The 12590-nt window shown below is 33.0% G+C and carries 14 protein-coding genes; 8 read left to right on the forward strand and 6 right to left on the reverse strand.

The window, feature by feature from the left end:
• The first annotated feature begins 1 nt into the window (after position 1).
• Together AACZ41_RS15295 and AACZ41_RS15300 are read left to right on the forward strand one after the other, a co-directional pair.
• A complete protein-coding gene (locus tag AACZ41_RS15295) occupies positions 2-781 on the forward strand; it encodes a C4-type zinc ribbon domain-containing protein (protein WP_339629471.1) in 780 nt (259 codons plus the stop codon).
• A gap of 68 nt (positions 782-849) precedes the next feature.
• Positions 850-1263, forward strand: coding sequence for a DUF4174 domain-containing protein (locus tag AACZ41_RS15300; protein WP_339629472.1), 414 nt, complete (start codon positions 850-852; stop codon positions 1261-1263).
• Here AACZ41_RS15300 and AACZ41_RS15305 read toward each other — a convergent pair.
• The gene (locus AACZ41_RS15305) at positions 1252-2595 is read right to left on the reverse strand and encodes an NAD(P)/FAD-dependent oxidoreductase (protein ID WP_339629473.1); all 1344 of its coding nucleotides are present in this window, start codon (positions 2593-2595) and stop codon (positions 1252-1254) included. The genes AACZ41_RS15300 and AACZ41_RS15305 overlap by 12 nt on opposite strands.
• Before the next feature lie 154 nt (positions 2596-2749).
• Here AACZ41_RS15305 and AACZ41_RS15310 point away from each other — a divergent pair, with 154 nt between their 5' ends.
• The 4 genes from AACZ41_RS15310 to AACZ41_RS15325 all read left to right on the forward strand — a co-directional run bounded on the left by AACZ41_RS15310 (position 2750) and on the right by AACZ41_RS15325 (position 6453).
• The gene (locus AACZ41_RS15310; RefSeq protein ID WP_339629474.1) at positions 2750-3385 is read left to right on the forward strand and encodes a flavin reductase; all 636 of its coding nucleotides are present in this window, start codon (positions 2750-2752) and stop codon (positions 3383-3385) included.
• The gene (locus AACZ41_RS15315; protein ID WP_339629475.1) at positions 3385-3519 is read left to right on the forward strand and encodes a DUF2256 domain-containing protein; all 135 of its coding nucleotides are present in this window, start codon (positions 3385-3387) and stop codon (positions 3517-3519) included. The genes AACZ41_RS15310 and AACZ41_RS15315 overlap by 1 nt, the downstream gene beginning before the upstream one ends.
• A 17-nt stretch (positions 3520-3536) precedes the next feature.
• On the forward strand, positions 3537-4832 hold the full coding sequence (locus tag AACZ41_RS15320) for a DASH family cryptochrome (protein ID WP_339629477.1): 1296 nt from the start codon (positions 3537-3539) through the stop codon (positions 4830-4832).
• Between the two features lie 88 nt (positions 4833-4920).
• Positions 4921-6453 carry a cryptochrome/photolyase family protein gene (locus AACZ41_RS15325; RefSeq protein ID WP_339629478.1) on the forward strand — a complete coding sequence of 511 codons (1533 nt, stop codon included), beginning with the start codon at positions 4921-4923 and terminating at the stop codon, positions 6451-6453.
• A gap of 605 nt (positions 6454-7058) precedes the next feature.
• Here the strand turns inward: AACZ41_RS15325 and AACZ41_RS15330 are convergent.
• From AACZ41_RS15330 to AACZ41_RS15345, 4 genes are all read right to left on the reverse strand, one after another.
• Positions 7059-7607 (reverse strand): ATP-dependent Clp protease proteolytic subunit, encoded by a 549-nt coding sequence (locus AACZ41_RS15330; protein ID WP_339629479.1) that lies wholly within the window; start codon positions 7605-7607, stop codon positions 7059-7061.
• A 118-nt stretch (positions 7608-7725) separates the two neighbouring features.
• The gene (locus tag AACZ41_RS15335; RefSeq protein ID WP_339629480.1) at positions 7726-8559 is read right to left on the reverse strand and encodes a mechanosensitive ion channel domain-containing protein; all 834 of its coding nucleotides are present in this window, start codon (positions 8557-8559) and stop codon (positions 7726-7728) included.
• Positions 8560-8582: 23 nt separating this feature from the next.
• On the reverse strand, positions 8583-8768 hold the full coding sequence (locus AACZ41_RS15340; protein WP_339629481.1) for a hypothetical protein: 186 nt from the start codon (positions 8766-8768) through the stop codon (positions 8583-8585).
• Positions 8768-9394: a sigma-70 family RNA polymerase sigma factor gene (locus tag AACZ41_RS15345; protein WP_339629482.1), complete on the reverse strand. Its 627-nt coding sequence runs from the start codon at positions 9392-9394 to the stop codon at positions 8768-8770. Before AACZ41_RS15345 ends, AACZ41_RS15340 begins: the two co-directional genes overlap by 1 nt.
• A gap of 78 nt (positions 9395-9472) precedes the next feature.
• On the opposite strand from AACZ41_RS15345, the gene AACZ41_RS15350 reads away from it, so the two are divergent.
• Positions 9473-10153 (forward strand): hypothetical protein, encoded by a 681-nt coding sequence (locus AACZ41_RS15350; protein ID WP_339629483.1) that lies wholly within the window; start codon positions 9473-9475, stop codon positions 10151-10153.
• 43 nt (positions 10154-10196) lie between these two features.
• Positions 10197-11363, forward strand: coding sequence for a hypothetical protein (locus tag AACZ41_RS15355; protein ID WP_339629484.1), 1167 nt, complete (start codon positions 10197-10199; stop codon positions 11361-11363).
• A 16-nt stretch (positions 11364-11379) separates the two neighbouring features.
• On the opposite strand, the gene AACZ41_RS15360 is transcribed toward AACZ41_RS15355, so the two are convergent.
• The gene (locus AACZ41_RS15360; RefSeq protein WP_339629485.1) at positions 11380-12528 is read right to left on the reverse strand and encodes an MFS transporter; all 1149 of its coding nucleotides are present in this window, start codon (positions 12526-12528) and stop codon (positions 11380-11382) included.
• Positions 12529-12590 lie beyond the last annotated feature (62 nt).

The following is a 12590-nucleotide window of genomic DNA, read 5'->3' on the forward strand; positions in this document are numbered from 1 at the left end:
TATGGCAAAAAAAGAAGATTCCTCTGTAGAAGCAAAGTTAAGAGCATTATATGATTTGCAATTAATTGATTCTAGAGTTGATGAAATAAGGAATGTTCGTGGTGAACTACCTTTGGAAGTAGAAGATTTGGAAGATGAAGTCCTTGGCCTAAAAACGAGAATGGATAAACTTAAATCTGATTTAGAGAATATCAATTTTGAAATTGGAGCAAAGAAGAACCTTATTGAAGAAGCAAAGGCTTTAATTAAAAAATACGGGGAGCAACAAAAGAATGTTCGTAACAGTAGAGAATTTAATTCTATCAGTAAAGAATTGGAATTCCAAGAATTGGAAATTCAATTGGCTGAAAAGAACATAAAAGAATTCAAAGCTCAAATTGATCAGAAAAAAGCTGTTATTTCTGAAACGAAAGAACGTTTATCTGAGCGTGAGGCTCATCTTAAGCACAAGAAAAGCGAATTGAACGCGATTCTTGCTGAAACGGAGAAAGAAGAAAAAGCGTTGCTAGAAGAATCAATCAAATTTCAAGACAAAATTGAAGAGCGTTTAGTAAAGGCATATGCCCGTATTCGTAACAATGTTAAGAATGGTTTAGCAGTTGTGCCAATCGAAAGAGGTGCATCAGGTGGTTCATTCTTCACTATTCCACCTCAGGTTCAAGTTGAAATCGCTTCAAGAAAAAAAATCATTACAGATGAACATAGTGGTCGTATTTTAGTTGACCCAACATTGGCAGAGGAAGAAAATGAAAAAATGCAAAAAATGTTTGCTAAATTATAGTCGCATTTAAGTAATACCTAAAAAAGCCATCTTTAATTAGATGGCTTTTTTTGTTTAAATTCATGCCAATGAAAACCATAAAAACAATCTTATTACTTTTTCTTATGCACTGTTCTGCTTTAACCGCTCAACAATTATCGGACTTTAAATGGGAAAATAGAGTTCTGATTCTTTCTAATAGCCCAACTCACACTAATGACTTTAAGAATGCCTTACAAGTAATTAAAGACAGTTCAAAAGAAATTGAACAAAGAGACCTTATTGTATTAATATATAAAGAGGATAACCTCTATAACCTAGAGGACAAAGAAATATTCTTTAAGAATACAAATAACACAATAAAGCATTTGAGTGGATTCTTGTTAATCGGTAAAGATGGCGGTATAAAGTCAAAACAACCTTATCCTCTACAACTGGAGGAAATTTTTGAGCTTGTTGATAGTATGCCAATGCGTAAGGCCGAAATGAAATCAACCAATTAAATCTAGCATTAATTTTTCCACTTCCACACTATCCCATTTTTTCTCGATGTTGGGTGTTTTCATTACTTCTTTCATAATGCTTTCTTGAGCATCACCTGCAGCTAAGGCTTCAGCATAGGGTCGTTCAGAAAAAGTAACCCTACTATATGCAGGAATCCATTTATCAGGATGTTTAGCTGAAAAATGTTTTTCTATTTTCTTTTGAAGTAAAAAATTAGCATCTGCCGTTTTACTACTCATTTCTACAAAATTTCGATAACTAAGTTCAGCAATAGCATCTGCATTTGGCTTACGCCTCTGTTGGTATGTATCAAAAATCTTTTCCCAATCATCTCCAAATTCCTGTATAATCTCGTCTAACACAAAAATATCTTCAAATCCGGCATTCATACCTTGACCATAAAAAGGTACCACTGCATGCGCCGAATCACCCACAAGGGCAACTTTATCCCAATAAGTCCAAGGGTAACATTTCATAGTAACCATTGCACTGGTCGGATTCTTAAAAAAGTCTTCTGTTAAGTTCTCAATTTCATTCTTAACATTAGGAAAGTAGGTGTTAAAAAAGTCAACAGCATCTTTCTTTGTTTTTATGCTCTCAAAAGAAACTTCACCTTCAAATGGCATAAACAACGTACATGTAAAACTACCATCTAAATTAGGCATGGCTATGAACATGAACTTCCCTCGTGGCCAAATATGAAATGAATTCTTGTCTAATTTATGAGTGCCGTCATTATTGGCCGGAATGGTCAATTCCTTATATCCAACATCAATAAAATCTTGAGAATAATCAAATCGACTACGACGTTGCATTTTATGACGTACCCTTGAAAATGCACCGTCACAACCGAAAACTAAATCAAAAGGATACTCCGTCCATTCGCCTTTCTCCGTATCACCAGTATAAACTTTAGCTTCAGGCAAATCAATATCCCATACCTTTTCTTCAAAACGAAATTCTACGCCATTCTTTTCAGCTAAATCAATCATCCGTTTATTAAGCACACCACGAGAAATGGACCATATTGCCTCGCCATCTTTACCATACTTTTGATAATACTCTGGTTTACCCACCACATGCATTGCACGTTTATCCAGTGGTATGGCAATTTCTTTTATTTCATCTTCAATACCAACGGCTCTTAAGGCATTCCACCCCCTATTACTCATTGCAAGATTTATTGACCTACCTGAAAATTCAATATTACGAATGTCAGGTCGTCTATCAAAAACTGTAATTTGATGTCCGTACCTCTTCAAATAAATAGCAAGTAACGAACCTACCAATCCTGAGCCAATGATGGCTATGTTTTTTTTACTTTGGGTCATGCATTAAGCTTTACGCCAACATTAAGCGAGCGTTAAAAGTAGCAAATTATGCCCTATTTCTACTAGTACAAGCACAAACTAAACAAATCATTTTTATAAACTTTTATCTAATTTGTTTAAGAAATTTGTATTTTTAATGAACAAAATAAAGATTTTGAAATATTTAAACACAACAGACCTAGGCAATATGCCTAGTAGAAAAAGAACTCATCTAATTAATAGTTGCACTGGTTATAAGTCTGCCAACCTACTGGGAACGAAATCAAAGAATGGCAAAACCAATTTAGCAATATTCAATTCGGTGATTCACATCGGTAGCAACCCTCCTATGTTAGGCCTTATTCTTAGACCATTAACCGTTAAAAGAGATACTTATAAAAACTTTAAAGAAACTGGTTTCTTCACCGTTAATCAAGTGAAAAAGGATATGATTAAAGATGCTCATCATACAGCTGCAAATTATGATGAGCAAATTTCTGAATTTTCTAAAACTAATTTAACCGAATCATATTTAAATGATTTTCATGCTCCTTATGTAAGTCAAAGTAGTATTAAACTTGGTTGTCGCTATATCAACGAATATGAAATTAAAGAAAACAACTGCCTATTAATTATTGGGGCTATTGAGCATATCTATTTATCTGACGACATACTCGAAGAAGATGGTTGGGTAAATTTAGATAAAGCTAATACCGTTGCTATAGTAGGCTTAGATGGTTATGCCCTACCAAAGCTTTTAAACCGGTTCAATTACTCAAAACCAAATGAACCAACAATACCAATAACATAGTGGCTCACAAGAAAGAAAATCTAGCCACCAAGATTTGTGCAACTTGTGCAAGATCTTTTACTTGGCGTAAAAAGTGGGAAAAGAATTGGGAGGATGTAAAATATTGCAGTGAAAAATGTAGAAGAAATAAATAAAAGATGTTGAAAGATATATGAATAATTTAATATGGTTCAAAAACGATTTAAGAGTACAAGATAATACCTCTCTATCCAAAGCAATGACAGGTGAAAAAGTAATTGGCTTTTTCTGTTTTGAATCTATATATTTTGAAGAAGATAAATTCGGGTTTAAAAGAACTGAAAAATATAGAGCAAAATTTTTAATTGAAACCATAACTCAACTTCGAAAAGAATTAAAAAAAATTAATATCCCGTTATTTATTTATGTGGGTAAATCTGCCAACTACCTACCTCAATTCATTCTTGAGCAAAATATTGATACCGTCTATTTGCAGAAGGAATGGACAAGAAACGAGCAGAACATTATAGAATTCATTAAGAAGAAAGTTTCAACCACAACCGATTTTATTGAAACTTTTGACCAATTCCTATACCACCCTGACGATATCCCCTACAACCACTTTGATACTTTACCAGAGGTGTTCACCAATTTTAGAAAAGAGTGTGAAAATCAAGTCGATGTAAGACCGCTTACCATTATTTCAAACACAATGCCTAGCGATAATTTAGCATTGAATGAAACACAAATACCAACATTAAAAGATTTGGGTTTAGATGATTTCATTGCTGACAAACGCACTGCTTTCCCTTTTGTTGGTGGTGAAGTTTCGGCCTTGGATAGAATTCAAAATTATTTTTGGGAAACCAAAAAACTAGCTTTTTATAAGAAAACTAGAAACGGATTAATAGGTAAAGATTACAGCTCAAAATTATCGGCTTGGCTGGCAAATGGCAGTATCTCTCCTCGAACGATATATTGGGAGGTAAAGAAATTTGAAGATGAAGTGACTAAAAACCAAGATACATACTGGCTTATTTTTGAACTTATTTGGAGAGATTATTTTAAATATGTTTCTCTTAAACACAAGAACCGAATATTCCTAATCGGTGGTATCCTTCATAAAAAGTATGAATGGAAAGAAATTATTCAACAAAGAAATAACTGGATAACCGGGGCTACCAAAGAACCCTTCGTGAATGCAAATATGAAAGAATTGGCACATACCGGGTGGATGAGTAACCGAGGTAGACAAAATGTTGCTAGTTTTTGGTCAAAAGAACTAGAGCAAGATTGGAGAATAGGTGCTGCTTATTTTGAGAGTATGTTAATAGACTACGATGTACATAGTAATTGGGGAAATTGGATGTACAATAGTGGTGTTGGCAATGACCCCAGAGACCGTAAATTCAATATTAAAAGTCAGGCCGAACGGTATGACGGCAGTGGTAAATTTCAAAGAATGTGGTTACAAGAAACCTTGTTTTAATTAGCAAATACATTTTGTTTATTTCAAGATGTAATTAACCGCTTACCACTTAATGAAATTTTAGATAAAACAAAACGAAAGACCAAAAATGAAAACAATACGCTTGATATTAGGCGACCAATTAAACCAAAATCATTCTTGGTTTAATTCCATAGATAATGATGTTGTTTACCTAATGGCAGAAATGCGTCAAGAAACAGATTATGTAAAACATCATATTCAAAAAGTAGTCGCATTCTTTTTGGCGATGCGAAATTTTAAAAAAGACCTTTATCATCAAGGTCATCATTTTATTTACTTTGAACTAAATGACCCTAATAATCTTCAAGATTTAGAAAAAATAATTTCAAAATGCATTAAAGAGAATGATGCTGAAAAATTTGAGTATCAGTTACCAGATGAGTATCGTTTAGACCAGCAATTACTGCAAATATGTGAATCATTAGAAATTAAATCAAGCAGTATTGATACCGAACATTTTTACACCACAAGATTTGAATTAAAAGATTTTTACAAGGGTAAAAAGCAAATGGTCATGGAAAATTTTTATCGAATGATGCGGAAAAAGCATCAAATTATGATGATAAAAGACCAGCCTGAAGGTGGTAAATGGAATTTTGACCAAAATAACCGTAAAAAATGGACAGGCCAGCCAGCCATTCCTTCTGAAAAGAAATTCAATCAAGATGTTCTTGAAATTATTCAAGAATTGAAAAAAGCTGATATTGAAACGTTTGGAAATATAGAACCCGAATATTTTAATTGGCCGACATCAAGAACAGAATGTCTTTCTAATTTAAATTATTTCTGTCGCGAACTTTTACAGCATTTTGGAGATTATCAAGACGCCATGCACCAGAATGAAAAATTCCTTTTTCATTCTCGTCTATCATTTGCGATGAACGCTAAAATAGTATCACCAAAAGAAGTAATTGATACTGTTTTAGCCCATTTCCATGAGCATGCAAAAGAGATTGACATATCTCAAGTTGAGGGTTTTGTTCGCCAAATTTTGGGTTGGCGAGAATACATGAGAGGTATCTATTGGAAAGAAATGCCGAAATACAAACAACTAAATGCTCTAAACAATACAAACAAACTACCAGATTTATTCTGGACTGGTAAGACAAAAATGAACTGCTTGAACCATGCCATTGGTCAAAGCCTCGATACTGCTTACGCACATCATATTCAAAGACTAATGATCATTGGTAATTTTGCATTATTGACCCAAATAGACCCCGATGAAATTGATAAATGGTATCTAGGAGTTTATATCGACGCTATTGAATGGGTCGAAATTACCAATACTAGAGGCATGAGCCAATTTGCAGATGGCGGTATTGTAGCTACGAAACCTTATGTAAGTAGTGCTAACTACATTAATAAAATGAGTAATTATTGCGGTAGCTGCCATTATAGCCACACCAAAAAAACAGGCTCAGACGCTTGCCCCTTTAATGCACTATATTGGAACTTTTTAAATGATAAAAAAGAGCATTTCAAGCAAAATAATCGAATGAATATGATGATGAGCTTATTAGATAAAATGGACAATGATAAACTTGTAGAATTACAAAAAAGAGCTACATCAATTATTGAAAATTTAGATGCATATTAATAGTTTTTCACTATAAATTGAACACAATAAAGTAGACTTTAAAGAACGTATATATTCAGAATCTTCCGTGAGAGCGACCATGTAAACAAAACATCTTTTCAAAGTCATGTAAAGGTGTTTTGTATTTTTCGATTCCTACAAAATAATTTCGATAAAACATAGTGTATTTTTTTCAAAAAACGCTCCTATAGCCTAATATGAATTCGCCTATCGATTAACAGCAACAAAGTAACGATGAAGAAATTTTAACACTTTTCAGTAAGGTCTTACAACATTTTTACAAATACTAAATTTTCTCAAAACTTAATTTTTCAATTTTTATAGCTAAAAATCAATCAATTATGACTAATTGATTTTCAGTCTTTTATATTAAAATGTTAAAAAGAAGAACTGAGTTCCCAATTCTTCAGATAAAAAAAGGTATAATCGTATCAAAATAAACTACCTTGAAAAAAGGCAAAGAGTTAATCCTAGGAAACAACTTTAAAATTTTAAGACATGCCTCCGTGCATTTAATCTCCATTATCGAGTAAATAACAATCAACCATAAAAAAAGTCCTTTACTAATTTAGTAAAGGACTTTTAATTTATATACGCTCAGAAATTTATTCCATTATTCCGTCAACGATGCCATATTTTATTGACTCTTCTGCATTCATCCAATAATCTCTATCAAAATCCCTTAAGACTTTTTCAAAATCTTGACCACAGTTATCTGCTAATAAATGTGCACTTAGCTCTTTAGTTTTAATAATTTCCCTTGCTTGAATTTCTATATTAGAAGCTTGGCCTCTTGCACCACCACTTGGTTGGTGAATCATAACCTGAGCATGTGGCTGTATGAATCTTCTACCTTTTTTACCTACTGATAATAAAATAGAACCCATTGATGCTGCCAAACCAGTACAGATTGTTGAAACCGGACTCTTTAAAGATTTTATGGTGTCATACATGGCAAAACCTGAAGTAACATAACCACCAGGACTATTAATATACAGTTGAATTTCTTTGCTATTCTGCATATCTAGATACAATAACCTGTCAATTACATGTTTTGCAGAATCGTCATCAACCATACCCCATAGGAATACCTTTCTTTCCTCTAGCATTTTCTCATCTATGGCTTCCTGAATTTTTCCTTTTTTAGCACTCATATTTTAAGTTTAATTATCTCTAACAAAATTAATGAATTAATTCATAAACAAATGTGACATATGATAACCGAATTACTATCCTATTCCATCATTCATAAATGAAAACGAAATTAACGCTTTACAATTGCTCTTGAACTTCAACGGTTTTTTCAACCACCTTTTTAATAGGTATTACAACTTTACTGTTTTTAGTTTTAAGAATCATTGAAATACTATCTATACCGATAACGGTACCTTCTAGTTTTCCTATTTTGACCTTATCCCCTATTACATAAATTTTTCTTGTATAAAATGTTCTTAATAGATCCCCTACGACTTCTCTTGCCCCTAAACCTAAAGCCAAAGAAATTGCCAATAAGAACGCTCCAAGTATTATCGTGAAATTATTAGTGATGATTTGAGTATCAACACCTGCTTGGTTTAAAGCAGTGATACTAACAAATATAATAATCAAATAAAATAAGGCGTTACCCAAAACCTTACCACCTCCCATACCGATAGAATCAAAGACCTTGACAATCGTTTCTTTTATTATTTTAGCCAAATACAGACCTATCATAAAAATAATAAGTGCAGATAGTAAAATAGGCAGGTATCGTAATAGGTTTGCAATTTCTGTAGATATTATGGTTAGACCCATAATGTCAGATGCTACAATTATAAATACCAACCAGAGCAATACCTTAACAAAGGTGATAATCACTTTTGGCAAATCTATTTTGATATCTGACTCTCCAAAAAGTTTTGCATCATTAATTTTTTCCGAAAAACGATGTAAGTGAATCGCCTTGAAAATTCGCTTTAAAACGAATGTGGTTATTTTAATGATAATCCAACCAAAAATTAGCACAACAAATGCACCAAATATACCTGGCAAGGCAGCCGCAATATCTTTGAATATGGTACTCAAAGATTCAAAGGCCAGGTCTTTCCACTTATCTACTGTTTCCATGAATATAGTTTTACTTTTAATTATTATTTGGTTCTCGTTTTCAACATGCCCTCAATAATCGAGGCAAAATTACCTGTGAACAGATTGCCCAATTCCATAATCAACTTAGCTGCGGCTACATCATCCATAACTTTCTTACGAAGTTCAGGAGGAACATCTTTAAGATCCCCTTCTAAATTTTTAAATGGATTATTGTTCTGTTCTGTCATTAGGGTATGGTTTTATACACTTCCACAACTTTAGCCTTGGCGCGCTTAAGCCTCATTTTAATGGCACTTGATTTAATCTCTAAAACATCTTCTAATTCTTTTATTGACGCCCCGTCTTGATATTTCAATAGTAAAAGCGTTTTATCTTCGGGCGCAATTAGCTCTAAGGCTTTTTTAAGTTTCTCTACTTGCATTTGCAGCAATAGATTATCGGTCACCTCAATTGGCACTTCTTCTTGTAAATCAAATTTTACTGAATTATCATTAATCTTTCTCTCCTTATTTCTATTCACGTAATTGACGCAAAAATTGTACGTAAAAGAATATAACCATGTAGAGAATTTCGATGTCCCTTTAAAAGAGCCTAATTTAACATAGAGCATCAAAAATATATCTTGTGTCAAATCTTCTGCCTCTTTATTAGATTTTGCAAACCCTAAACATTTGTTGTAGACTAATTTGGAATATCTATCATAAAGTTCTCCGAACAATAATGCATCTTTGTTTTTTATAATATGCTCTATCAGTTCAGCGTCGGTATATTTATCATGTACCGTATTAGAAGAAGAACTCTTACTGAATTCGCTCCTAATTATTATTAAACATAGCTTTGTAAGAAATGTCACCCTAGTGTTTCGTTTACAAAAAATAAAAGTAGGTTAAAGATACTGTAATTGATATATTTGGATTAAAATGTGCTGAAAATGAAAAAATTAATTATTCTTTCCATAGTATTATCAAGTATTATTACAAGTTGTAAAACCGACAACAACAAGACGAAAGTTAAGGTTGCCGAAGATACTGAATTGACAGTTCTAGAAAAAATTGCGAATGCTAATGGATATGAAAACTGGAAGAATGTCTCAAGTATAAAATTCACTTTTAATGTGGATCGCGATTCTTCACATTTTGAACGTACCTGGTTATGGAAAACACGTTCTAATGATGTTACTATGATGACACGGCAAGATACAATTACGTATAATAGAAAGGCTGTAGATAGCATCATGGCAGGAACCGATGGTAGTTTCGTTAATGATAAATTTTGGTTTTTGGCGCCTTATCAATTAGTTTGGGACCAAAAAAACTTTACGTACGAGCTTACAGAAAATATAGAAGCACCTATTAGCAAAACTAAAATGCATAAGTTGACGACCGTTTATGCAAATAATGGCGGCTACACTCCCGGCGATGCTTATGATTATTATTTTGGAGATGATTACATCATTAAAGAATGGGCCTATAGAAAAGAAAATCAAGCAGAACCTAACCTGGTTACAAGTTGGGAAGATTATAAAGAACTAAAAGGATTAAAAATTAGTATGATGCATAAGAGACCTGACGCAGATTTTTCACTTTTCTTTACAGGTGTTGAAGTGAAGTAATACGGTATAGTGTTTGATAATTTCAATAAACATCAAATACCCCATGAAACTTCAGTTTTTTATTATTTTCTTGTTTTCTACTCTTCTTTATTCTCAAAATGAATTAAGTGGAATAGTAGTAGATAATGCAGACAAGTCTCCATTAGAATTTGTTGGTGTTTACAACCAGGCCGACCATACGATGACCAATGCTGACGGGCGTTTTCAGTTTTCTTCTACTTCTGATTCTCTTATTATTTACCGCCCTGGTTATGATAAAATCACCTCTACTTTCAATAAAACCAATGACACCATTTATCTCAACAAAAGTGTTTTAGAATTAAATGAGGTCACCGTTACCAATGAAAAAACATTATGGCAAAAAGTAAAAGATTCCATTGATTCTAATTATCCTTTATATCCTTATAAGGAGAAATTCTTATTAAGAGGAGTTTTAAGGTATAATGGTGAAATTACCCGAATACAGGACCTACAAGGAAAACTGGAAAGAAGAACGCTACTGTATACTCAAGAAATTGAGCCAGACAAAAAAGACTTTAAAGTAGAACTGACCAATATGCGTAAAGTAGGTTTGGTACTTGATGAAAATGACATATATTTTATTTTCGATTCATTTTACGGTTTATTCATGAACTTGATACCTGTAAATGCCACCGGAGATGCTTTTGATTTGACCGAATCTACATTTGAGAATGGTGAGAAAATAAATCTTAATTTTCAAACCAAACCCGAAATTGCAAATGAGAAAGTAAGGGGATATTATATTATCAATACTAAAAACAACGCTATTGAGCAGTTTAAAATAGTTCTTGAATTTGAAAACAATCCATTTTCAGAAAATGAAAATAGCAGATACAGGACAATTTCTATTGATAAAGAAATATCACTTTCAAAATCTTCAAAAACAAAGAAGTACTATATAACTTCTGCCAAATATGATGTAAGAGTTGAGCAAACTGACAAAAATTATTCCTTTACCTCATACTACGATGTATCGTTTATTTTGAATACTTCAGATAACGAAGATGATTTTGTCGTTAAGAAAAATGTAAGTACATCTAAAGATTTATTCAAAATAAATTACCCTTACGACCAAAGTTATTGGAATGCTCAAAACCAATTATTGCTAACAGAAGAAATGTTAGATTTTATTGAAAAAGTGCAAGACCCAAACAACGAGTTTAAAGTAAGAAGCAACATCAAGAATTAAAATTGTGACTAATTATTTATGCCTTTTTTCTTTTTAATAAAAGTGTAAATAATAAAATTAAAAATCCACAGGCAAGAAGTACAACAAAACTTCGGGAAAGACTATAATTCTCTGCTAAAAACCCTAAAATTGGTGGGGCACATAAAAACCCCGCATATCCAGAACCAGCTATAAAAGCTATTCCCTTAGAGGAATCTACACCTTTCACATTTCCACCTATTCTAAAAACTTCGGGCACCATTACAGAAAAACCTAGTCCATTCAGAGCAAAACCTATAATGCTCAAATAAATATCTGTGGTCAATACCAATGCATAGCCAACAATTGCCAAAATAGCTCCTAAGGCTACAATTTTTATCGAGCCTATTTTTTCACTAATGCCATCACCTAAAAAACGACCTAAGGTCATTGTAACCTGAAATCCTAAAAAACCTAATCCCCATAAAGCTTCGGGCGCCAAGGCAATTTCCTTTAAATAAAGTCCACTCCAATCTACAATTGCCCCTTCACTACCCATGGCAACAAACGATATAAGTCCTAATAGTAATAGTGGTTTTAACAACCCAAAACTAAACGGTTCATTTTCTATTTCTTCGGCTATTTCAGAAATGTACTTACTCCTAAATATAAAATTAACAACTAGAACCAGTAAAACAGCAATTGACATATGAAGTACAGGATTCGATAGCGGACCAATTAAAAAACTTCCTAACCCTGCCAAAACACCGCCTAGACTAAAAAAGCCATGGGATGCAGCCATAAACTTTACCTTATCTTTTTTCTCTATCTCTGTTACCAAGGTATTCATAGAAATATCGGTGATACCATTCGATGCACCAAAGAGAAATAGTGCAGCCATTAAAACATAATAGTTTGGTGCCAATAAAGGTAACATAGCAGTAGTACAGCTTAACAAAACGCTATAAAAAGTAGATTTACCAACTCCTACCCTATTTATTATCGAAGATGCAAACGGAAATATTGTGAATACCCCTAATGCCAAAAAGAAAATAGCAATTCCCAATTCAGACTTACTAATATCTAAAGAGTCTTTTACTGTCGGTATATAGATTGCCCAAGTACCAAAAAGTATATTAATACTTGCAAAAACCCACGATGGCCCGAAGTATCTTGCATTACCTAATATTAACTTTAACGATTTCATCTACAGCTGGTTGTTGGTTGTTGGTTGTTGGTTGTTGGTTGTTGGTTGTTGGTTGTTGGTTG

Source organism: uncultured Maribacter sp., assembly GCF_963974015.1.
Taxonomy (GTDB): Bacteria; Bacteroidota; Bacteroidia; order Flavobacteriales; family Flavobacteriaceae; genus Maribacter.